Origin of the sequence: Luteolibacter sp. AS25 (assembly GCF_046736275.1) — a bacterium.
Lineage (GTDB): Bacteria > Verrucomicrobiota > Verrucomicrobiia > Verrucomicrobiales > Akkermansiaceae > Luteolibacter.
This window is the reverse complement of record NZ_CP151837.1, coordinates 2,929,190-2,951,248: the sequence shown is the minus strand read 5'-3', so window position 1 is coordinate 2,951,248 and position 22,059 is coordinate 2,929,190. Positions and strand designations below refer to the sequence as shown.

The window sequence follows — 22,059 nt, the reverse complement described above, 5'->3', positions numbered from 1 at the left end:
CGAGCGCCACCAGGGTTGCCTAGGATGAGGCGCCCTGCAGGAGCCGCAGACGGTCGAGCGCCGCACCTGTCCTGATAGTATCCCGGGCGATGTCGATGGCGTCTCCGATGTGATCGGAAAGACCGGCGCAGGCGATGGCGGTTGCCGCGTTGAGAATGACAATGTCGCGTTTCGGCCCCTTTTCTTTCCCGGAGAGAATGTCCTCGAGAATGATGGCGTTGGTTTTCGCATCGCCGCCCTGGAGATCCTCTACTTTGGCGAGTTTTAGTCCGAATTCTTCCGGAGAAATTTCCTCGTCCTCGATGTCCTGGAATGTGCCGCCCTTGCAGATTCTAGTAGGTCCCATGAGGGAAACTTCATCGACAGCGCGCCCGTCCTGGGTGGTTCCGCTGACGACCCATGCGCTTTCGCGGCCAAGGCGCTGCAGGATTTCCGCAAACGCGGGGCAGAGGGATCGATCTGAAACTCCGACCAGCTGGCACTCCGGGCGGGCGGGGTTGAGCAATGGGCCAATGAGATTGAAAATACTGCGGTGGCCTGCTGCGGCGAGATTTCTGCGGACGCCGGCCACTGCCTTGAAGGCGGGGTGATAACTGGGTGCGAAGAGGAAGCCGATGTTGGATTCCTGGACGCAATCGAGGAATTGATCCGGGCTCATTTCTATATTGATGCCGAGCGCCTCAAGGACGTCAGCTCCACCGGATTTGGAAGTGATGCCGCGGTTCCCGTGTTTCACGACCACCGCACCCGAGGCCGCTGCAATGAACATGGCTGTGGTGGAGACATTGAAGAGATTCAGCTTATCGCCGCCTGTGCCGCAGACATCGAGGGATGGTCCCACGAGATCAAGAGCAGAGAGCATGGGATCTACCGCGTGCTCCAGAAAGGCTTCCACGAAGCCGACGATTTCCGCGGGAGTTTCCCCCTTCTTGGAAAGGGCGAGAAGGAGCCGTTCCTTCTTTTGATCATCAACGGCGGTATCCAGCAATAAATCGGCTGCGACTTCGATTTCCTGGGGGCTGAGTTCCTCGCCGTTTTCGAGGTGGGTGATGAGAGCGTCCATAACTTAAATTTTAAGCATGAAGTAGTAATTTCGAAACGAAGAAATTAGAGATTTAGAATGGCAGCGGCTGTTCCGAAGTAGATGAGCATTCCGGAAACATCGACGATGGATGCGAGAGACGGTGCGGAGACCACGGCGGGGTCCAGCTTGATGGCTCTGGCGGTGATAGGAAGTAGTGCGCCGAGTGTGGTGGCAGACAATACCTGAAGGGTGATGGCGGCAGCTACCGCTAGGGATAGCTTGAGGAAAGTGAAGCTTTCCGGAGTCTCCAACTGAAAGCGTGGCAGGACAAAGGATATGAAGAGGGCGATGGAAATTCCCAGCGTGATACCCAGGGAAATACCAATCCGCGCCTCTTTCCAGGCGATCCTGAGTGCGGTGCCGGTGCCGATTTCTCCCAGGGCGAGTGCGCGGATAACCATCGTAGCTGCTTGCCCGCCGGCGTTTCCGCCGGAGGCGACGACCATTGGAAGAAAAAGGGAGAGGACAAAGGCTTTTTCCAGAACCCCGCTGAAACGAAACATCACGTAGCCGGAAATGATGGAGACGAAGGCAAGGCCGACGAGCCAGATGACGCGGCGGCGATAGTGGGTGGGGACGGAGGTATTGAGGTAGGTGAGTTCCGTTTGCTCACCACCGATACCACCGAGTTTCTCGATGTCCTCGGTGGATTCTTCCTGCATGATTTCCAGGGCGTCATCGTAGGTAATGACTCCCAGCAGATGATGGAATTCATCGACAACTGGCAGGACCACAAGGTCGTAACGGGAGAGCAGGCGGGCTGCGTCTTCCTGATCCGCGGTGGCGAGGGTGAACTCGTCCACACTGTCCATGATGTCGTGGACGGGAGTGTCCCAGGTGTTGAATGCTAGGTCGCGGAGGCGTACTTTCCCGACGAGGCGGCCCTGTTCGTCCACGACGAAGATACGGGCGAGAGTTTCGGTATCCTCACGGTCCCGGTTGAGGATGGCGAGAGCCTGTTTGACCGTCATATCAGGGGTGATACGCCCGATCTGCGTGGTCATCCGGCCGCCGGCGGTGTCTTCCTCGTATTTGAGGAGGTTTTTTGTGAGTTCCTTATCGCGGGGGCCGAGCAGTGAGAAAAAGCGGACCTGAGCTTCTTCTGAGACGACCTGGAAGATATCCACGCGGTCATCGTCGGAGAGGTTTTTCAGCAGGAAGCGGAGCTGCGCCGGCTTGAAATGGCCGAGGGCGTCCTCAATGAGGCTGTATGGGAGTTCCGCGACAACATCGGTGGCAATTTCCGGGCCGATGGTCTTGAAGAGGAAATCGCGGTCCTCATCGTCAAGGTGCTCGTAGAGCTCGGCAAGGTCGGCGTAGTGGACATTTTCCGCGGTGGAAAGTAGTGCGGAACCGTCACGCGCCTCAATGGCACGCATTACTTCAGAAATTGGCTTATCCTCTTCGTCTTCAGGCACAACCGGAGACTGGAGCGAATTATCTCCGCGGGTCAATCGCCATTGGCAGAAGATTTTGCCACATTCGGATCAGGGCTGCGCAGAGCCTTATGCAGAAAGGCAGCGTGATACCTCATCAAGCAGTTCCTGGGGCGTGAACGGCTTTTGGAGGAACGAGCATGCCCCTTTTTCAAGTGCCGTGGCCCGTAGTTGTGCATCATCGTCGGTGGTGATCATGATCACCGGGATATGCCGCAGGGTTTCAGATTTTTTCCAATGATCGAGAACTTCGATGCCGCTGATCTCCGGCATAATGCTATCCAAGAGCATGAGGGCCGGTGCCTTTTCGGACGCGATTTTCAATGCATCCAGACCGTCGACCGCAGCGTCCACTTCATAACCTGCGTCCTTGAGCAGGAAAGTAAGGATACGGACAATAAAGCGATCGTCATCGGCCAAAAGGATGCGGGGCCTGGAGCCTGTATCAGTGACCGGTGGTTCAGATGGGGTTGGCTGCTCTGTCTTTGGTGAGTAGGGGACGGATACATCCCCATGGAGGATCTTTCTGATTTCTTCGACAAAGTAGCTGATACTACTATCTCCTTTCTGGAAGAAATGAGTGGCACCCGCGTTTTTTGCAGCGATTGCAACTCCGGAGAGGTAATCCGAGCTAGAGACGACGACGACGGGTAATTCCCGAAGATTTTCGTGGGATCGAATAAATTCCAGGACTCCAACACCATCGATATTGGGCATGATAAGGTCGAGGACCACGAGATCAGGGGGACTTGTTTCCAGGCAGCTGATCGCTTCTGATCCGTCGCAGGCGACTTCTACCTCGAAGCCAATTTCCTCGAGTTTCCTTCGAGTAAGCTTCGCCATGAGCGGGTTATCTTCAGCAATGAGAATTTTCTTGGGCATTTTTCCGGTGATCCTAGTGACTTTTTACACTTATTTCGTGTGGGTAAAGTATCAATGCTTATGAATCCGGGTCAAAGGGACTTATCGTATACGCTTATGTGTGGACGTTCAGGTACTCTGAAAGAGATTTTTCCAAAGGAATCCTTATGCTTTGGGCGAGCGGTTTGGGGATGTGATCTTCAGATTATTGAGCTTCGCCCTGAAGTTCAGTAACTTATAAATTATCTGCAACTGGTTCCATGCTTCATCATGAAATTGCTTCGCGTGGTTCAGGGCTTTCTGGATGGCAGACTTGTCCAACATGTCCAGGGGCGCGATGATACCCTTCATGCCGCACGTGGCGCTGGAGCCCCGGAGTTTGTGGGCGAGCAGGCGGATCTCATCGGCTGAGCGGAAGGCAATTGCGACTTCCATCTCGTTGAGGATTTCAGAGGCTTGTTGGATATAGTCATTTGCGAATTCCTCGAAAAGCAGGGGATCCCCGGCTGTGATATCCGAGAATAGATCGAAGTCGATTGCCGAGCTGAACAAGGGGTTGGAAGGCGGCGTTGCCGGGGTGGAAGATGCACTGCTGCCGTGGATCAACTTTTCAAGCGCATGTGTGCTGGCCGGCTTGCTGATATAATCGTCCATTCCGGCATCGAGGCATTTCTGCCGGTCTTCAGCCATGGCGTTTGCGGAAATACCGATGATGCGGATCGGTTGATCATAGTGCTGGCGAATCTCGCTGGTGGCGACGTAGCCGTCCAGCTTCGGCATCTGGCAATCCATCAAAATAATGTCGTAGTGGCGCTCGCCCAGAGCATCGAGGACTTCAAGTCCATTGTTGGCGACATCCGCTTCATAACCGAGCTCGCGTAGCTGGAGTTTGGCTACTTTCTGATTAATCAGGTTATCCTCGGCCAAAAGAATTGAGAGTTTTTCCGTCGGGTGATGCTTGCTGGACGGCTCCGCGGTAGGTTCTTCCCCAGAGAGGGGATCGGAGTAGAGGATCGAGCGAATTCCCTCAAATAGCCGGTCTGCCTTCACTGGCTTGGTAATGGTGCCGCCAATGCCACCATCCCTCAGTTCTTTCTCCGGGATCTGTGTGCCGAAGGGGACAAGAAGCAGGATGCTGGTTTTCTTGAATCTCGGTGAGGAGGATATCATTCCCGCCAGTTCGAGGCCGGTTATTCCAGCCAGCTTCAGGTCAAGGATCGCGAGATCATACGGTTCGTCTTGATCGGCTGCCTGCCTGAGGATTCCAACCGCCTGTTTTCCGCCGCTAACGCTGCGCGCCTGCGCCCCCAGATTTCCAAGCTGTAGCTCTAGGATTTCGCGAGTCGGGGCACTTTCCCCGACAAGCAGGATCTTCCGGCCTGCCAATTCCCCGCTGTGCTCCGGCCGTATGCGGATCATTTCCTTCTGCTTTTCGAAAAGAATTTCAAACCAGAAAGTGGAGCCGATCCCGGGCTCGCTCATCACCATGATTTCCCCGCCCATGGTTTCGATTATTTGCCGGGAAATAGATAATCCGAGGCCGGTTCCGCCATAATTCCGTGAGTCGGAATCATCCCCCTGACAAAATGGCTCAAAGATTTCATGCAGGGAATCTTCCGCGATGCCGATCCCCGTGTCTTTGATTTCGAAGCGGAGTTTGGAGGTGTCTTCGTTTTCCGAAACGTTTGTCACATAGAGGGAAACGTCACCGGAGTTGGTAAATTTTACGGCGTTCCCGAGGATATTTGTAAGGACCTGTCTCAGGCGGCCTGCATCGCCCTTCAGATACGGGGAAATATTCGGTGCGATGTAGAATGAGATCTCGAGTTTCTTTTTTTGAGCTGTACTGGAAATTACATCAATGGTGCCTTCCACCAGTTTGTGGACATCGAATCTCTGCGTCTCGATAGCAAGCTTACCGGCATCGATTTTCGACGAGTCGAGGACATCGTTGATGATATTCAGAAGCATTTCCGCACTTTCACGGATGGTATGAATGTGGTCGGTCTGCTCCCTGTTCAGAGCCGTATGCGTCAATATATCCACCATGCCTATGATTCCGTTCATGGGCGTTCGGATCTCGTGACTCATATTTGCCAGGAACCGGCTTTTCAAACGGACGGACTCCAGAGCTGTATCCCTTGCCTCGATGAGTTCCGCAGTGCGGATACGGACTAGAGATTCCAAGGAATCGGTGCGGGCCTGGTTTTTCCTGAAGAGTCGCCATTTCGATGCCAATGCATGGGCGCACTGCCTTACTTCGATGGTGTCGAATGGCTTTTTGAGAATCAGGAATTGATCCGCGCGGGAGAGTTTGCCGATAATTTTTTCCCAGGAGTAGTCGGAGTATGCGGTGCAGATCACTATCTGGAGATCAGGGTCCGCATCCCATAGCTTCTGGCTGGTCTCAATCCCGTCCCAACCCGGGGGCATACGGATATCAATGAAAGCGACCGAAAAAGGGCGCTCCTTTGCGATGGAATCCTCGACGAGTTCAAGGGCTTCCTGTCCCTGGCTGGCGAATGAAAGGTCGAAGGGACTGCCCTCCGCTGGTGGTTGTTCGGAACCGAAAAAGTCCGCTTCCTCCCTATCGAAACTGGAGCTTCTTACGTCCAGACTAAGGATTTTCCTGAAATCCTCATGAATCGCACGATTGTCATCAACGATCAGGATACGAGCCGTTTGATCTGTTTCGTTCATGCCTGGCTTTTCCTGGTTACAGCTTCTTTGATGGGAAGAACGAGTGTGAAGGTTGATCCTTTTCCTGGTCCCCCGCTTTCCGCCAGCAAGGTCCCGCCCATTAATTTTGCAGAGAGAGAACTACTATGAAGGCCGAAACCATGACCGTCCGGGCGTGTGGTGAAGCCGTGGGAAAAGATACGGGTAAGGTTTGTTTCCTCGATTCCAATTCCATTGTCGGACACTGAAATCTCGACGTTTTTTCCGTTTTTTATAGCGCGGATAGTGATTGTTTTCCTGCCCTGCTGTAGGTCTTCACAGGCGTGTTTCGCATTGCTGATCAAGTTCACCAGAATTTGGATGGCTTGATGCCCATCGACGGAAATATCCGGGATATTATCAATTTTCCGTATGATGTTTACGTCTGAAAGGGCCAGTGATACCCCATTGATTTGGAGGCTGTGATCAATTAATTCGGAGATGGGGAGCATCTCCTCAAGGCCGGAGACCGTAGCGTGGCTCTGCTGCATATTTACGATGTCCTTGATATGATCGATGTTTTTGGTGAGTGCGGAAAGCTCCGCAAGGGCCTCCTGCTGCTCCTCCTGCATTCTCGCGGTCAGTTTTCCGAGGAATTCCGGGAACTTTTTCCCTGTGGGATCATTGGTCATGAATTCCCCGAGATTCTGCCGGTTGCTATCCAGCATGGTCGAGGCCTTCGATAAGCTTTCCACCCGGAATTTCACGATCTTGGCCACCAGAACGCAGCAGGAAACGTTCACGCTGTTGAGGACGTTACCCACATTATGGAGAACGCTGCTGGCGACTTCCGCCATGCCCGCTTTACGGGACGTTTCGACGAGTTCCGCATGGGTATCGTTTAGCAAAGACATTGTCTGCTTGAGTTCGGAAATATCGCTGGCGATGAATACATAGCCAGTGATCTTCCTCTGCTGATCGGACAGTGCGGAAACAGCCAGCGATACCGGTATCCGGCTTCCATCCTTACGGCGGTAGGTCCATTCGGCTTTGTCCGAGCGATTATTTCGGGCGTTTTTCACCAGAATCGAAAAATCGGCGGTATCGGAATCGGGATCAGTAGGTTGCTTCTGATTAAAAGGTGAACGAATTTCTTCAGGAAGGTGAAAAAGTATGGGGCTGGCTATTCCGATAACTTCTTCGGGGAGGTATCCGAGAATTTTTTCGGCGGCAGGGTTGAAACTGGTGATGGTGCCCGCGGGATCAGTGGATATGACGGCGTATGCGGCATGTGATAGGATTGCGGTTTGAAGTGCCCCCACTTCCTCGAGTTCTTTCTCCGCTTTCTGCCTCTCAGCGATTTCAAGGATCAGATATTTGTTCGCGGAGGCCATTTCCTCCGAGCGGGTAAAGGCTGACTGGGTCAGGTAGATCGAGAGACTCAGAAGCATCGAAAGAACCACTCCGCCGAGTAATACTGCTCTGGGATAAGGCGATTCCAAATTTTTGACCGTTTTCAGGGTAGGTGATATTTTGATCTGCCAATCTGCGCCATCGGAGTGAATTCGCTGCCAAAGCTCATGCTTGTGTGAAAAGGGGAGGCCGAAGGTCTTGGCCTCATGGATTTTTTCACCTTCCTCATAGACCTTTACACAATATCCCCGGCAGATGTCTTCCGTCAGAATCGCGTCGAAAAACGGATTAAGAGCTATAACACCTACGAGATAGCCCTGAAATCTCCCGCTGGAGGAAAGCGGCTCGACGAGGAAAACTCCTTTGCCGCCCCACAAAAGATTAATTGGACGGCTGATCACTGCCAGTCCGGTAGTTCTGGCGTCTTCCAATGCTTGTCTCCGATGTTCCTCCCGCAACTGCGAAAGACCTAAGATCAGGGAATCATACTCTTCCACAGGAGCTTTCCACTGGGTGATTCCGTTTTCATCCACCCACACGATGGCCCGGTAGCCTGGAAAATCGCCTGTAACCATCGTAGCATCGGATTCCCATATCTTCCGATCAGGAGTCCCGGCGGTTTCCCACCGCTCTGCCATACGGTGGAGCGATTGCTTTCTCGAATTCAGGTGGGTAAGGATCTGATATTTTACGGTATCCGACCGTGCTTCGACTGTACGCAGAGTTTGGTTCCGGTCTTCTCCCTTGAGAGCATTCCAGAATACAAGCGTGGCAAATAGGGTGGCGGTGGCGGCGCCAATTGGTAACCAGGCAGGTGAATGGAGCGTGATTCCAGACTCCATCAACCACGATATGCCCATTAGGGCGAGTCCGAGGAGCAACGCGCCCAAGGCTGTATGGAGGGCCATTGGAGTAAGATGGCCCCAACCATAGGCCCCGGGCAGACCGAAAATATAGCCGACCATGGCTATCACTCCGAGAATTGCGACAAGCGAGCCAAGGAGCCCCGCTACACGGATTCCTACGAGTTCCTGATATTCGATCCCAAGATAAATCAGTGATATCCCCGATAGCGAAAACATCAGGGCCGTTGGAGGCGACATCCTTCCAGGGTGTGATGTTTCAGTGAAAATGTAGTGAGTGAACAGCAACTCATCAACGCCCAGATCGAGATCAAGGATGTACTGAATCCCGGAGACTCCACCTATCAGAAACAAAAATGTGCCGATGATTGCCACTGATCCCCGTCTATTCAGGGTGGCGGCGCAGAGCCCCAAGCTGGCAATAATAAAGCATAATGCCGTGTTATACTGCATGGGCGCCAGAGTCGGTAGAATCTGGACCAATTTCGGGAACTGCAGATACCAGCCGGAGATGACCAAGATCCCGAGAAACCCGATGCAGATGGCGACGGCACGGATCAAAAAGCTGGGAATAATGTGGGCTTTTTCAGTCATTTTCACTGTGCAGGTTGGGCTACCGCGCATGGATGGAACCCGCGTGAGCCAGTTTTCCTGACTTATCCCGAAAATGGTCAGGTTTCGGGTTGAAGAGGACCAGTCTTAAATTCAGTGGGTTATCCAATGGATTTTCCAAAAGCCCGGAGAGCTCCGGGAGCAGGGAAGGGTCAAAGATGTAGTGCGCTATTTCTTGAGATTTTCCGGAAAAGGGGAAACTGTGCCCGCGATGTCCAACCTACCTATCAAAATGCTGCGGCTGGTGAGTTTCCTGGAAGGTGTTTCCTTTCTGGTTCTCCTGTATTTTGCGATTTATCACAAAAGAATCCTCGGCGAGGAGGATGCGATTCAAGTTCCGGGGATGATCCACGGTATCTTGTTCGTCGTTTTTTGCCTGGTGCTCGGATACGTATGGATCGACCGCAAGTGGCCGCTGAAGAAGGTGGCCTTAGCTTTCGTATGCTCGTTGGTGCCCTTCGCTCCGTTCTATCTGGAGCGGAAGTTGAAAGAAGATCAGGCGGCCTGATCTACAAGCCGGAAGGGTGACGCACAACGTGGCCCTTCGAAGCGCGGGTGACGGTCTTCCAGCGTGGCCCGGTGCTATCGCGGGAGCCACCTGTATCGAGGCGAAGTCCCGCTACGGTCATAAATACATGGCCGTTTCTGACATAGACGGTGATCCAATCACCTTTGCCCTTTTTCCCGTATTCGAAAAATCCTCTGGAAGTGAGCGAGCCCTTCATCAGGCCGGCTTCGCGCAATACGTAGGAGGTGCTGCCGGAGCAATCGTAGCCATTGTCATGATGGTTCGCATGGCCGCCTCCCCATTTGTAAGGCATCCGCTGGAGGCGATTCCCGGCAGCGATCGCGCGCTTTACGGCGGCAGGGGCATTGCGGGGTGCGTAGGCGATGCCGTTTTTGAGCATAGCCGTGCGGCCGTGATCAAAACGGTAGGAAACAGGCTGCTTCGCCTTCTTCTGATTGGAGCAGGAGGAGGTGAAGGCAAAAATCGGAAAGATAAACAAAAGCAGGAGAAGCGGCTTTTTCATGTGCAGTAAAATATCAAAAAAAGTTAAGATTTCTAGATTATTTTTAAAAATTAAATAATTTTCCCGCTTTCAACGGCTTCGGTGAAGGTTCGGATGGCATTTGCCCGGTGGCTCAGTGTGCTTTTGATCTCTGCTCCGAGATCGGCGAGGGAGCTATCGTGACCGGCTGGTATGAATAGAGGATCATAGCCAAAACCACCGGTGCCGGAGGCGTTATCGGCTATGTTTCCATCCACCGTTCCCCGGAATACTCCCTTTTCTTCGCCGGACTTTGCCAGGACAAGTGTGCAGCGGAAACGGGCTGAGCGATTCTCTTTTCCGGCCATTTCTTTCAAGAGCCGCTGGTTGTTGAGTGTATGGTTTCCTTCTTCTCCGCCGTAGCTGGAGGAGTAGACACCGGGCTCTCCATCGAGCGCATCGACTTCCAGTCCGGAGTCATCCGCCAATACCCAGCCATCGATACGGCTGCTGATGCCGAGCGCTTTGAGGCGGGCATTTTCTAAAAATGTGGTTCCGGTTTCCTCGATTTCGGGGAGGTCCGGAAAGGATGTGACATCCATTACCTCGAAGCAGTGGCCGAGAAGGTGGCGGATTTCCTCGGTCTTGTGGGCATTGCGCGTTGCCAGGATGAGCGGTGGAAGTTTCTGCATGCACCCGAAGTTTGTTTTTTTCGAAGTTTTGCCAAGATTTTTAGAATAAAAATCACTCCGATTACGCCTATGACTATGATGAAAGCAATTACCCACCTCGCAGTAGCGACCCTCGGAGCGGTCGCAATGTCAGCTTCAGCATTTGCCAAGACGCCTGAGGGCTGGCAGGACAATGTGGACGCGGCCATTGAACTGGCGAAAAAAGAGAACAAGAGCGTGCTGCTTGAATTCACCGGATCCGACTGGTGCCCTCCCTGCATTATGATGCAGAAGGAAGTTTTCTCCAAAAAGGACTTCTACACCAAAGCTTCCGAGGACTTCATCCTCGTGCATCTGGATTTCCCGAACGGTGACCCGGAGCTGAAGGAAAAAAATCAGCCTGTTGCGGAAAAGTATGCCATCGAAGGCTTCCCGACTGTGATTCTCCTGGATTCTGAAGGAAAAGAGTTCGATCGATTCTTCGCATCCGAGTTCCCTAAGGTTGATCCATTTCTCGCCCATCTCGATGAGGCATTGGAGAAAAAGGAAATGGACTGATCAGAAATTCTGATCTCCCGAAAAATTTCACCCTGCTACGGCTCTCCGCTGTAGCAGGGTTTTTCTTTTCATCGCAGGGTCTGTGGCGCAACTTTCCCGCCCGCTGCCGACAGCGCTCATTTTTTTACGATCACAGTCATGTCCGAAACACGCAAACCGTTCCCTTTTTCCGATTTCGAGCCGAAGTGGCAGTCCCGCTGGGATTCCGAAAAAACCTTCCGCACGCTGGGGCCTGGCGATGATGGCTTCGATGCCTCGAAGCCGAAATATTATGTGCTGGATATGTTTCCATACCCAAGCGGTGCCGGTCTCCATGTCGGCCATCCGGAAGGCTACACAGCCACGGATATCATCGGCCGATACAAGCGGATGAAGGGTTTCAACGTCCTGCACCCGATGGGTTACGATTCCTTCGGCCTGCCAGCGGAGCAATACGCGATCAAGACCGGGCAGCACCCTGCCATCACTACCGCGGACAACATCGAGAATTTCCGCCGCCAGCTGAAATCACTCGGCTTCGGCTATGATTGGGACCGGGAAATCGCCACGACGGATCCGGAATACGTGAAGTGGACGCAGTGGATTTTCCTGGAGATCTACAATTCCTATTTCTGTGAGGAAGAGAACAAGGCAAAGCCGGTTTCCGAGCTGGAAGCGAAGGGCTGGAGCCGCGAGCAGATCGATGCCGTGCGCCTGGCATTCGTGGCGGACACGCCTGTGTGGTGGTCCCCGGATCTTGGCACGGTTTTGGCCAATGAAGAGGTGGAGGAATGGAAATCCAAGGGCCACACCGTCGAGCGCAGGCCTTTGCGTCAGTGGATGCTGCGGATTACGAAATACGCGCAGCGCCTGATTGATGAGCTGGACACGCTGGATTGGCCGGAGGGCATCAAGCTGCTGCAGAAGAACTGGATTGGCCGCAGCGAGGGTGCTGAGGTGAAATTCGCAATCGCGGGTTCAGATAAAGAGGTGCAGGTATTCACCACCCGTCCCGATACACTTTTCGGAGCCACCTACATGGTTCTGGCACCGGAGCATCCATTCGTGCCGCAGATCACGACGGCTGAAAACAAGGAGGCGGTAGAAAAGTACCAGAAGCAAATTTCCTCGAAGTCCGATCTGGATCGCACCGATCTGAACAAGGACAAGTCCGGTGTGTTTACCGGAGCCTTCGCTGTGAATCCGGTGAACGGGAAAGAGATCCCGATCTGGATCGCTGACTATGTGATGATGGGCTACGGCACCGGCGCCATCATGGCGGTGCCGGCGCATGACGAGCGCGATTTTGAATTCGCGCAGAAATTCGAACTGCCGGTAGTGCAAGTCGTCCAGCCGAAGGATGATTCCGATTGGCAGGGATACACCGCACCTGGAACGGCTGTGAATTCCGATTTCCTCAACGATCTCCCGACTAAAAAAGCCAAGTCGACTATGCTTCACTGGCTTGGCGATAACGGGAAAGGGGAGCGCAAGGTTCAATTCAAGCTGCGTGACTGGCTCTTCTCCCGCCAGCGCTATTGGGGCGAGCCGTTTCCAATCACCTGGAAAGGCGGCGAGCACTTCGCACTGCCGGAATCCGAGCTGCCGCTGCTTGCTCCTGCGCTGGAGGATTACAAGCCATCCGGCTCACCGGAACCGATTCTGACCAAAGCCCGCGATTGGGTGGAGCTGCCTGATGGAGTGATCCGTGAAACGAATACCATGCCGCAATGGGCCGGCTCCTGCTGGTATTATTTGCGCTACTGCGATCCTAAGAATACGGACCGATTCATTTCAAAAGAAGCGGAAGACTACTGGACAAGCGATAAGCCGGGAATGGTGGATCTCTATGTCGGTGGTACCGAGCATGCGGTGCTGCACCTGCTCTATGCACGTTTCTGGCACAAGGTTCTCTTTGATCTCGGGCATGTGAATACGCCTGAGCCTTTCCAAAAACTGGTTAACCAAGGTCTGATCATGGGTGAGGATGGGCAGAAAATGTCCAAATCACGTGGCAATGTGGTGAACCCTGATGAGGTTGTGAAACTCTACGGAGCGGATTCCCTGCGTCTATACGAGATGTTCATGGGACCGCTGGAGCAGGTGAAACCATGGCAAATGAAGGGTGTGGAAGGGGTTTCCCGATTCCTCGCCCGTGTCTGGAGGCTGGCAGTCACCGATGATGGAGGAGTTTCCGAAAAAATCACCGCAGACGAATGCACGGACAAAGAGCTGTTGCGCGTTGTGCATGATACGATCAAGAAAGTCGGCGAGGACATCGAGAAACTGAGCTTCAATACCGCAATTTCCCAGATGATGATCTGCACCAATGCCTTCACCCAGGCAAAGTCGACACCGGTGGTGGAGTTCGTGCAGTTCCTTAAAGTTCTAAACCCGTTCGCCCCGCATTTGACGGAAGAAGTCTACGAGCGGGTCGCCTCCAGGTTTGGTTTGCCGGCGAGTCTCCTCTCGGAAACCGAGTGGCCGCAATACAGTGAGGAAGCACTCATCCAGACCGAATGTGATCTGGTAATTCAGGTGAACGGAAAGCTCCGTGACCGGATCTGGATGGCGAAAGATGCTCCCGAGGAAGTGGCCAAGGAACTGGCGCTCGCCTCGGAGAAAATCCAGGAATACGTGGAAGGGAAAACCCTGCGCAAGCTCATCTACGTTCCGGGCAAGATCATGAATCTCGTAGTAGGATAAATCTAAAAGATACGCGGTTGCTCAATGGAGTGGCCGCGTATTTTTTTGCTCAGGTAAGTGCCTGTCCGGCAATGGGATAGGCCGAGTTCAGACGGGTTAAGATATGGCCCTGTTTGAACCACGGCGATCTCTCGGGAATCACTCAAAAGTATTTCAGGAAAATCGAAATATTCTGTCCCGCAGCCACATTAATGAGGGATTTTTGGAACTTGGGCTTCGAGTAGCCCATTCCGCCGGTTACGCCGACGCCTTCCTTGGGCAGGCCGATGAAATTAGTTTCCATCGCCTCATTGGAATTCTCGTCGTGGATCACTGCTATTGCATATTTCCCCGGCTCGAGCCCTTTCAATGTTAGTGTCACGGAGCCCTTCTTTGCTGGTAATGCCACGATTTTGAAGGCATTGCCTCTCTGATCGGGAAAGCCTTTCTCGGCGTTGTAAACGAGTGCCGCCACCTGACCCTGGTCGTTGCGTATCCCGGTGATGGTCACGGTCACCGGATCTGCCCAGGAACTCGCGATCAAAGCAAATAGAAGCAAAAGAATGCGCATAGGGCAGGACTACTCAATTTTTCAAGCTGATGAAACTTGAAAATCCCCGGGCTCTTCCCGCAATGATGCCAACTTTCGGATGCGGAAGGAGTAGAGGCAGCGATTGTCACCTGGATCAGACGACGCCGTAGGCCAGCATGGCGTCGGCTACTTTCACGAAGCCGGCGATGTTCGCTCCGGACTTGTAGTCCACGGGTTTTCCTTCACGGGTCCCATATTGGACACATTTTGAATGGATGTTCTCCATGATCTTTTTGAGGCGATCATCGACTTCTTCGCGGCTCCAGCTGATGCGGAGTTGATTCTGGCTTTGCTCAAGACCGGAGACGGCGACTCCGCCTGCGTTGGCGGCTTTTGCTGGGCCGAAGAGGACATCGTTTTGGAGAAAAACTTCGATAGCTTCGGCTGTGGAGGGCATATTTGCACCTTCAGCTATGGCAATACAGCCGTTTTTGACCAAGGCTTGGGCGTCTACTTCGTGGAGTTCGTTCTGGGTTGCGCAAGGGAAGGCGAGGTCTGCCTTGACCCCCCAAGGCGTTTTTCCCTCGTGGAATTCACATCCGAATTTTTCAGCGTATTCGCTGATGCGGCCACGACGGTTTTCCTTGAGATCGATGAGCCAATCGAGTTTTTCGCGGTCGATGCCTTTCGGGTCATGGATGAAGCCGGAGGAATCGGATGCGGTGAGAACTTTTGCCCCAAGGTGGAGAAGTTTTTCCATGCAGTAGAGGGCTACGTTGCCGGAGCCAGAGACGAGTGCGGTTTTACCTTTCACCTCGTCATTGGCGTGATTGAGCATGTTTTGCATGAAATAAACGGCTCCGTAGCCTGTGGCTTCCTTGCGGACGAGGCTGCCTCCGAAGGCGAGGCCTTTGCCGGTAAGGATACCGGCGAAGCGGTTTTCGAGGCGTTTATAGGTGCCGAAGAGGTAGCTGATTTCACGTGCGCCGACGTTGATATCGCCTGCCGGGACATCGACATCCTCACCGATGTGGCGGTGTAGCTCGATCATCATGGATTGGCAAAAGCGCATGATTTCCCGGTCGGAGCGTCCTTTTGGGTTGAAGTTTGAGCCGCCTTTCGCACCGCCCATGGGGAGGCCGGTGAGGGAATTTTTCAAGACCTGCTCGAAGCCGAGGAATTTTAGGACGCTCTGGGTGACGGTCGGGTGGAAACGGAGACCTCCTTTGTAGGGACCGATGGCGTTGTTAAACTGTACGCGCCATGCACGGTCCGCGTGGATCTGTCCGGCATCGTCTTCCCATGTTACGCGGAATGTGATGATACGGTCGGGCTCGGTCATCCGCTCGAGAATGTATCCATCGCGATATTTCGTATGCTCCGCGGTGAAGGGAAGGAGGGTTTCGACAACTTCGTGAACCGCCTGGTGGAATTCTTTTTCGCCGGGATTACGTCTCTTGAGTCCGGACATGAAGGCTTTGATTTCCTTCTCTGAGTTGGTTTTTGTATTCATTATCGATTAAATCCTTGGTTGTTGGAGGGTGTGCAACTGTCTTTCATTCCGTTTTTCCATAAAAACCAGAGTGGTCGGATCCTTTGCAAAGAGGCGGCCACGGAGTTTACGGAATTTCTGTAAATTAGCACAAAAAAGCGCTGCCGTTCAGAAAACGACAGCGCTCTTTGGTTTGAACTATTTTCCAGTTAAGAAAAGCGTGCCCTACGCGTGGTGGAGCAGGATGGAATTCGCCGCGAAGTGATCCGAAAGGATATCGGATACGATCACGATCGGCGTTCCCGGGCGAACGAGGTCGAGGGAGCGGAGCTCCTCCGTTGCGCGTTCGACGGTCTCTTCGATATTGGAGGAGAATGCCATTTTGAATGCACGAATACCGCGGGTGAGCGAGAGCTGGCGGCAAACTTTCCCGGTTGGGGTGACAGCGTAGATTCCATTGGTGCGCGGGCGCATCATGGCGACGTGGTTCGCGAGGACACCGCGACGGGTGAGGATTACGAGGCGGGCATCCGGAAGGGAATCCGCGAGGGTGACGGCTGCACGGGCAGTTTTCTGACGCTCATCACGGAGGATGACGTTCTGGCCGAAGCCGTGACCGCCGGAGCGCTCGATACGGGAAGTGATGCGGACGAGAGCCTCGACACAACGCTCCGGGTAAAGACCGACGGAGGTTTCACCGGAAAGCATCAGGGAATCTGCTTCTTCGTAGGCTGCGTTCATGACGTCGGTAACCTCGGCACGGGTAGGTGTCGGGTTGGAAATCATGGATTCGAGAAGCTGTGTGGCAACGATGACGCGGGTGCCGAGCTCGTGGCAGCGCTTGACGATACGGCGCTGGAGGATCGGGAGGTCTTCGAAATCGACTTCGATACCAAGGTCTCCGCGGGCCACCATGATGACGTCCGTGGTCTTGATGATGGAATCGATGTTGCGGACGGCTTCCTGGTCTTCGATTTTGGAAACGATCTGTGCATCACCCTCGAGGGCTTCCATGGCTTCGCGAAGTTCACGAACGTGGGCTGCATCGCGGACGAATGAGCCGGCGATGAAATCCGCACCGCATTCCACGGCGAGGGCGAGGTCCTTGTGATCCTTCGGTGTGAGGGCCGGGAGGTTGAGGCGTACGCCCGGAAGGTTGATGTGGCGGCGTGAACCAAGTTTTCCTGGAGTGCGGACATCGCAGATGATGCGGTCATCGTCCACGCGGTCGATGTGCATGAGGAGGGCACCGTTATCGACAACGAGTACGTTGCCTGCGGTGACGTCGTTCATCATGCCCGGGTAGTTGACTGTGGTGGAGATCGGGATGGAGGCGTCAGAGCCTTCCGCGCGGAATTCCACTTTGTCGCCCATTTTGAGCTCGTAAGGTGTCTCGACATCGCCGGTGCGGATGGATGGGCCGGTGAGGTCGAAAAGCACAGCTGTGTGCGAATTACGCTTCTCGGATTCCGCGCGGACCTGTTTGGTCATTTTTGCGGCCCATTCGTGAGGAGCGTGGCTCATGTTGAGGCGGAATACGTTCACGCCGCCGTCGATGAGTGCACCGATCATTTCCGGAGTTTCAGTAGCTGGTCCGAGTGTGATGGTGATCTTAGATTTACGTGCCATAATGGTTTCGTTTGGATGGTTTGAGTTGCGCCGTCTCCCCTATGAAGCAGAGCTTATGCCTAGCCATGTTGAGGTCTGGTGTCGGCAGGAAGATAACGGCGTATATTCGAAGGGAAATTCAGACCTAAAGGGCTGCAAGGACATCGTCCATGGCATCGATAAGTTCCTGGATGGTTTCCTCCGTTTCGTTACCCATATTGGAGATGCGGAAGGTTGAGCCCTTGATTTTGCCGTAGCCGCCATTGATGAGGAGGTTGTGTTTCTCCTTCAGAGCCTTGATGAATGCCGGGAGATCGAGGCTGTCCGGAGTGGCGAAGCAAGTGAGAGCAAAGGAGCGGCGGCCTTCCGGAGCGAAGAGCTCGAAGCCATGTTTCGCGCCCCAGGCGTGGATCATTGCATTTGTTTTCGCGTGACGCTCCTTGCGTGCTTCGAAACCTTCTTTCTCGATTTCTCCGAGGATGAACTGGAGGCCGAAGAGGTTGGAAATGCAGGGAGTGGTAGGGGTATTGTTCTTCTCGTCGTTCTTCGCGAATTCGAGGAAATCGAAGTAGTAGCCACGGTTCGGAGTTCCTTTGGCGCGCTCCATGGCTGCGTCGGAAACGGAGAAGAGTGCGAGGCCGGGAGGAAGTGCGAGTGCCTTCTGGACACCTGCGAGGCAGACGTCGATTCCGTGCTTGTCCATATCGATATCGACGGTGGAGAGGGAGGAAACGGTATCCACGATGAGCATGGTATCCGGGAATGATTTCACGACTTCGCAGATGCCTGCGAGGTCATTGAGAACGCCGGTGGAGGTTTCCGAATGGATGAAAGTCACGGTATCGAAGCCGCCTTCGGAAAGTTTTGCGCGGACGGCTTCCGGATCGATTGCTTCGCCCCATTCAACCTGGATTTTTTCAGCTTCGTAGCCGCATTTCTGCGCTACATCGATCCACTTATCGGAGAAGGCACCGCAGCAGAGGCAGAGAACTTTTTCGCGGACGAGGTTGCGGAGGGCACCTTCCATGACTCCCCAGGCGGAGGAGGTGGAAAGGAATACCGGACGCTCGGTGCCGAAGATCTCCTTAAGGCCTGGCTGGAGCGAGGCGTAGAGTTTTTCGAAATCACCACCGCGGTGGCCGATCATGGTGTGTGCCATGGCTGCGTAGGTTTCCGGAGATACGTCGACGGGGCCTGGATTGAAGAGCTTAGGAGTAGGCATGGTATTGATTTGGAAGGGTTTGTTTACCGGGGATGAAGTGGATCCAGCGAGGTCCGGGACTATCCCCGATAGGTGTAGGTTTGTTAAATGAGATTGTAGGAAGTGAGAAGTTTGCGGAGTGCCGAGAGGTTATCATCCGCCAACGGAGCGAGGGGGAGGCGAAGCTCATCCGTGCAGTGGCCCATCAGGTGGCTGGCGGTTTTGATCGGCACGGGATTTACGTCGAGTGACATCAGGCCGTTGAGAAGCGGGTAATATTCCTTCTGGATCGAAAGCGCTTGGGCGAACTCGTTGTTGAGGCAGTGATTGACGAGTTTTACGAGAACTTCCGGGATGATGTTTGCTGCCACGGATACGAGTCCATTTGCGCCGCATGCGATGAACGGAAGAGTGAGTGGATCGTCTCCGCTGAGAATACCGTAGCCTTCCGGAAGTGCATGGACGAGCTGGTTGATGCGGTCCACCGAGCCACCAGCTTCCTTGATGGCAGTGATATTCGGGCAATCCGCGGCAAGACGAGCGGCCGTTTCCGGTCCGATCTCGACGACGGAGCGGCCAGGCACGCTGTAAAGCATGATCGGTAAGGTCGTGGCCTCGGCAATTGCCTTATAGTGGCGGTAGATGCCTTCCTGCGAGGGCTTGTTGTAATACGGGCAGACCTGAAGTGAACCGGTGATTCCGAGTTGTTCGGCTGCCTGAGTGAGTTCGATTGCCTCCGCGGTGGAGTTGGCACCTGTGCCGGCGATGACCTGGCAGCGGCCTTGTGCGAATTCCACGGCGAGACGGATGGTCTCGATGTGTTCGACGCGGTCGACGGTAGGTGATTCACCAGTGGTGCCTACGGGGACAATGCCGGTGATTCCGGCTGCAATTTGGCGCTCGATCAGTGCCTGAAAGGCTTCAGGGTCCACTTTTCCGTCGCGAAACGGGGTGATGAGTGCTGTGTGAGTGCCGGCGAAATTCATGTCGGGACGTTTAACGCACAAGGTGGGAATGTAAATAGTGGATCGCGACCTAGGCGGAGGTCACTGCAGTCGCAAGAACCTGGTCCAATACCTCGAGGGCGCGCTTGTTTTCTGCTGCGGTGCCGATGGAAATGCGGACCCAGGCGGGGAGCTTGTAGCCGGACATCGCGCGGATAATGACGCCCTGTTTGAGCATTTTCTTAAAGACTCGGTCACCATCGCCGACGTTGACTAGGATGAAATTGGCGACGGATGGCACGTATTCCATGTTCCGCTCTGCAAACGCCTTTTCATAGAAATCGAGGCCCTGCCGATTAATTTCGCGGGTTTTCTCGATGTGATCCGTATCGTTCAGGGCTGCAAGAGCGGCAGCCTGGGCGATGGCGTTCGTATTGAACGGCTGGCGTGCCTTCTGGAGGAGATTTGCGAGATGCGGGGGTGCGATACCGTAGCCGATGCGTAGAGCGGCGAGTCCGTGGATCTTGGAGCAGGTGCGGAGGACGATGACATTTTTCCCGGCGCGGACGTGTTTCAGCACATCAGGCGGAGTGTCGAGGAATTCGAAATAAGCTTCATCGAATACGGCGATGGCGTGTGGAGGGAGGCGATCGACGAAGGTATCGATTGCTTCCTGAGTGACCTGGGTGCCGGTGGGATTGTTCGGGTTCGCAATGAAGACGAGTCGTGTGTTTTCCGTAATGGCATCCGCCATGGCCGGGAGATCGTGGATGAAACCCGGGTCTTCAACTTCGACATATTTCGCGCCGAAGAGGGTGGCCATGAGTTTGTAGACGACGAAGGCGTGCTTGGCGGCGATGAGTTCCGCATCGCGGTTGAGAAAGGTGTGGCAGAGCAGCTCGATGATTTCGTTGGAGCCGTTTCCGAGGACTACGTTGGAAATATCAACACCGAGATTTTCCGCGATGGCGGTGCGGAGCTTATAGCCGCCGCCGTCCGGGTAGATGTGTGCGTTTTCGATGGCTGCGCGCATGGCTTCCTTGGCAAGCGGGGAGGGGCCGAGCGGGTTTTCGTTCGAGGCGACTTTGACGATGGAGGAAGGATCGAGCCCGAGCTCGCGGGCGGTCTCCTCGATTGGTTTTCCCGGCTCGTAGGCTACGAGGTCGCAGACGAAGGAATTGGCGAAATCAGAGATGGGCATGTCGGTGCGTTGGTATTGAGGCGCTGTGGTCTCGGGTCTTTTCTAAACGTAAACTGGTGAGGGGGCAAAGGATAAGGCTGGGCGGAGGATTTTTCACAATCACAAATATGTGGAAGTAAAATTTCCTCAGCGGGTGATGCCTATGGACCTGTGACCAGGGTTTCCTGCCAGATTTCCGGTTTGAAGCCGACCATGGTGGTGTCTGCGGTGATAAGGAAGGGGCGTTTGATAAGGTTGCCATTGGAGGCGAGTAGCTCGAGGGCTGCCTCTTCGGAAAGGGTGGGGAGGGTTTCCTTGAGATTGAGGGAGCGGTAGTCTTGGCCGGAGGTGTTGAAGAGTTTCCTTAAATCAACGGTGGATTCCAGGGCTGCACGGAGTTCCTGGAGGCTGGGTGGAGTCTCGCGGATGGGGATTTCGGTGAAGGAGATGTCGTTTTCCTTCAGAAATTTCGTGGCCTTGCGGCAGGAATCGCAGGTTTTGAGAGTGAAGATTTTCATACAATGTAGGTTTGGACTTAAAGCCCCCAGGCGCCGGCTTTGTTCGAGCGGGCGGTGCGTTGAAGGTCGAAGAGGTGATCCTCCTGATTGCGCTCCGAGGTGCCGTCTGGGAGTTTTCCGCCTTTCGTGTGGATGCGGGCGTAGCCTTTTTCCACGAGAAGTTCATGTAGGAAGCGGGTTTTGCCGTTATAGCTGACCTGTATGAAGCCGTGGTAGCGTTGATCGTTGAACGGGCTGTCCCAGGCCGTATGCAGGGTGAATGGGGCTTTGCCCAAGTGGTTGAGGGTGAAGTCCTTCGCTTTTTTCCCGATTTCCACGGCTTGCGCGGAGGTGATCCGGCCCATGGCATCGGCTTGCTGCTGGATGCGCTCGTGGTTGTTGCGCCCGCCGCCGTAGGTTTTGAAGGCGCTTTCCGGGCTATCTACGAAATAGAGGCGGATAATTTCTTTGCGTCCGTCGGGAAGTTTTACACGGAAGGAGTCGCCGTCATTGCCGCGATCGACGGAGAGTGTGCAGTTCCGGTAGGTATCGTAGCCGCCTGTGCGGGTGGGCTGGTCAGCGGATACTCCGCCTGAGGTTTTCGCCGGAGCCTGCCGCGAGGGAGTGGTTTCCGCACTGGTGGCGCGGGGGTTCGAGGTGTCTCGGGCCTGATAGGTATCGTAAATCCAGATCGCAACGGCTGCGATGACGATAAGGATGGGTAGGATGGAAGAGGCTTTGGAGCGGCGTTTACGGGGCATGTTCAGCAGATGTGTATGCCGTGGCGTAGCACAAC

The 22,059-nt window shown here is 54.3% G+C and carries 18 protein-coding genes; 3 read left to right on the top strand and 15 right to left on the bottom strand.

The features are described from left to right. Positions 1-19: 19 nt before the first annotated feature. From trpD to AAGA79_RS13535, 5 genes are all read right to left on the bottom strand, one after another. The gene (gene trpD / locus AAGA79_RS13555) at positions 20-1,063 is read right to left on the bottom strand and encodes an anthranilate phosphoribosyltransferase (RefSeq protein ID WP_411826347.1); all 1,044 of its coding nucleotides are present in this window, start codon (positions 1,061-1,063) and stop codon (positions 20-22) included. Between the two features lie 44 nt (positions 1,064-1,107). Further along, positions 1,108-2,502, bottom strand: coding sequence for a magnesium transporter (gene mgtE / locus AAGA79_RS13550; RefSeq protein WP_411826346.1), 1,395 nt, complete (start codon positions 2,500-2,502; stop codon positions 1,108-1,110). An 87-nt stretch (positions 2,503-2,589) separates the two neighbouring features. Then, positions 2,590-3,402, bottom strand: coding sequence for a response regulator (locus tag AAGA79_RS13545; protein ID WP_411826345.1), 813 nt, complete (start codon positions 3,400-3,402; stop codon positions 2,590-2,592). Positions 3,403-3,546: 144 nt separating this feature from the next. Further along, a complete protein-coding gene (locus tag AAGA79_RS13540; protein ID WP_411826344.1) occupies positions 3,547-6,081 on the bottom strand; it encodes a response regulator in 2,535 nt (844 codons plus the stop codon). Then, positions 6,078-8,909 carry an ATP-binding protein gene (locus AAGA79_RS13535; protein WP_411826343.1) on the bottom strand — a complete coding sequence of 944 codons (2,832 nt, stop codon included), beginning with the start codon at positions 8,907-8,909 and terminating at the stop codon, positions 6,078-6,080. Before AAGA79_RS13535 ends, AAGA79_RS13540 begins: the two co-directional genes overlap by 4 nt. Positions 8,910-9,138: 229 nt before the next feature. On the opposite strand from AAGA79_RS13535, the gene AAGA79_RS13530 reads away from it, so the two are divergent. After that, positions 9,139-9,435: a DUF3817 domain-containing protein gene (locus AAGA79_RS13530; protein ID WP_411826342.1), complete on the top strand. Its 297-nt coding sequence runs from the start codon at positions 9,139-9,141 to the stop codon at positions 9,433-9,435. A gap of 1 nt (position 9,436) precedes the next feature. Here the strand turns inward: AAGA79_RS13530 and AAGA79_RS13525 are convergent, their stop codons facing one another. Both AAGA79_RS13525 and rdgB read right to left on the bottom strand, forming a co-directional pair. Continuing rightward, complete coding sequence (locus AAGA79_RS13525; RefSeq protein ID WP_411826341.1) at positions 9,437-9,958, bottom strand: peptidoglycan endopeptidase; 522 nt, start codon at positions 9,956-9,958, stop codon at positions 9,437-9,439. 50 nt (positions 9,959-10,008) lie between these two features. Next, positions 10,009-10,608, bottom strand: coding sequence for an RdgB/HAM1 family non-canonical purine NTP pyrophosphatase (gene rdgB / locus AAGA79_RS13520; protein ID WP_411826340.1), 600 nt, complete (start codon positions 10,606-10,608; stop codon positions 10,009-10,011). A gap of 69 nt (positions 10,609-10,677) precedes the next feature. On the opposite strand from rdgB, the gene AAGA79_RS13515 reads away from it, so the two are divergent. Together AAGA79_RS13515 and leuS are read left to right on the top strand one after the other, a co-directional pair. Further along, complete coding sequence (locus AAGA79_RS13515; RefSeq protein WP_411826339.1) at positions 10,678-11,145, top strand: thioredoxin family protein; 468 nt, start codon at positions 10,678-10,680, stop codon at positions 11,143-11,145. Between the two features lie 138 nt (positions 11,146-11,283). Beyond that, positions 11,284-13,830 carry a leucine--tRNA ligase gene (gene leuS / locus AAGA79_RS13510; protein WP_411826338.1) on the top strand — a complete coding sequence of 849 codons (2,547 nt, stop codon included), beginning with the start codon at positions 11,284-11,286 and terminating at the stop codon, positions 13,828-13,830. A gap of 142 nt (positions 13,831-13,972) precedes the next feature. Here leuS and AAGA79_RS13505 read toward each other — a convergent pair whose 3' ends face one another. From AAGA79_RS13505 to AAGA79_RS13470, 8 genes are all read right to left on the bottom strand, one after another. After that, entirely contained in the window at positions 13,973-14,380 is a 408-nt protein-coding gene (locus AAGA79_RS13505; protein WP_411826337.1) for a DUF2141 domain-containing protein, read from the bottom strand. A 115-nt stretch (positions 14,381-14,495) separates the two neighbouring features. Continuing rightward, positions 14,496-15,854 carry an NADP-specific glutamate dehydrogenase gene (gene gdhA / locus AAGA79_RS13500; protein WP_411826336.1) on the bottom strand — a complete coding sequence of 453 codons (1,359 nt, stop codon included), beginning with the start codon at positions 15,852-15,854 and terminating at the stop codon, positions 14,496-14,498. Positions 15,855-16,058: 204 nt separating this feature from the next. Next, on the bottom strand, positions 16,059-17,462 hold the full coding sequence (gene pyk, locus AAGA79_RS13495) for a pyruvate kinase (protein ID WP_411826335.1): 1,404 nt from the start codon (positions 17,460-17,462) through the stop codon (positions 16,059-16,061). Positions 17,463-17,586: 124 nt separating this feature from the next. Further along, positions 17,587-18,663 (bottom strand): pyridoxal-phosphate-dependent aminotransferase family protein, encoded by a 1,077-nt coding sequence (locus AAGA79_RS13490; protein ID WP_411826334.1) that lies wholly within the window; start codon positions 18,661-18,663, stop codon positions 17,587-17,589. 83 nt (positions 18,664-18,746) lie between these two features. Beyond that, on the bottom strand, positions 18,747-19,628 hold the full coding sequence (gene dapA / locus AAGA79_RS13485) for a 4-hydroxy-tetrahydrodipicolinate synthase (RefSeq protein WP_411826333.1): 882 nt from the start codon (positions 19,626-19,628) through the stop codon (positions 18,747-18,749). A gap of 49 nt (positions 19,629-19,677) precedes the next feature. Continuing rightward, on the bottom strand, positions 19,678-20,787 hold the full coding sequence (gene hisC, locus AAGA79_RS13480; RefSeq protein WP_411826332.1) for a histidinol-phosphate transaminase: 1,110 nt from the start codon (positions 20,785-20,787) through the stop codon (positions 19,678-19,680). 140 nt (positions 20,788-20,927) lie between these two features. Next, on the bottom strand, positions 20,928-21,284 hold the full coding sequence (locus AAGA79_RS13475) for an arsenate reductase family protein (RefSeq protein WP_411826331.1): 357 nt from the start codon (positions 21,282-21,284) through the stop codon (positions 20,928-20,930). Between the two features lie 17 nt (positions 21,285-21,301). Further along, a complete protein-coding gene (locus AAGA79_RS13470) occupies positions 21,302-22,024 on the bottom strand; it encodes a thermonuclease family protein (protein ID WP_411826330.1) in 723 nt (240 codons plus the stop codon). Positions 22,025-22,059 lie beyond the last annotated feature (35 nt).

Coding starts and splice junctions, on each gene's coding strand:
- AAGA79_RS13540 (WP_411826344.1), bottom strand. CDS start 6,081: ATGAACGAAACAGATCAAACGGCTCGTATCCTGATCGTTGATGACAAT.
- AAGA79_RS13505 (WP_411826337.1), bottom strand. CDS start 14,380: ATGCGCATTCTTTTGCTTCTATTTGCTTTGATCGCGAGTTCCTGGGCA.
- AAGA79_RS13535 (WP_411826343.1), bottom strand. CDS start 8,909: ATGACTGAAAAAGCCCACATTATTCCCAGCTTTTTGATCCGTGCCGTC.
- AAGA79_RS13530 (WP_411826342.1), top strand. CDS start 9,139: ATGTCCAACCTACCTATCAAAATGCTGCGGCTGGTGAGTTTCCTGGAA.
- hisC (WP_411826332.1), bottom strand. CDS start 20,787: ATGCCCATCTCTGATTTCGCCAATTCCTTCGTCTGCGACCTCGTAGCC.
- trpD (WP_411826347.1), bottom strand. CDS start 1,063: ATGGACGCTCTCATCACCCACCTCGAAAACGGCGAGGAACTCAGCCCC.
- dapA (WP_411826333.1), bottom strand. CDS start 19,628: ATGAATTTCGCCGGCACTCACACAGCACTCATCACCCCGTTTCGCGAC.
- rdgB (WP_411826340.1), bottom strand. CDS start 10,608: ATGCAGAAACTTCCACCGCTCATCCTGGCAACGCGCAATGCCCACAAG.
- leuS (WP_411826338.1), top strand. CDS start 11,284: ATGTCCGAAACACGCAAACCGTTCCCTTTTTCCGATTTCGAGCCGAAG.
- AAGA79_RS13525 (WP_411826341.1), bottom strand. CDS start 9,958: ATGAAAAAGCCGCTTCTCCTGCTTTTGTTTATCTTTCCGATTTTTGCC.
- AAGA79_RS13490 (WP_411826334.1), bottom strand. CDS start 18,663: ATGCCTACTCCTAAGCTCTTCAATCCAGGCCCCGTCGACGTATCTCCG.
- AAGA79_RS13475 (WP_411826331.1), bottom strand. CDS start 21,284: ATGAAAATCTTCACTCTCAAAACCTGCGATTCCTGCCGCAAGGCCACG.
- pyk (WP_411826335.1), bottom strand. CDS start 17,462: ATGGCACGTAAATCTAAGATCACCATCACACTCGGACCAGCTACTGAA.
- AAGA79_RS13545 (WP_411826345.1), bottom strand. CDS start 3,402: ATGCCCAAGAAAATTCTCATTGCTGAAGATAACCCGCTCATGGCGAAG.
- AAGA79_RS13470 (WP_411826330.1), bottom strand. CDS start 22,024: ATGCCCCGTAAACGCCGCTCCAAAGCCTCTTCCATCCTACCCATCCTT.
- AAGA79_RS13515 (WP_411826339.1), top strand. CDS start 10,678: ATGACTATGATGAAAGCAATTACCCACCTCGCAGTAGCGACCCTCGGA.
- gdhA (WP_411826336.1), bottom strand. CDS start 15,854: ATGAATACAAAAACCAACTCAGAGAAGGAAATCAAAGCCTTCATGTCC.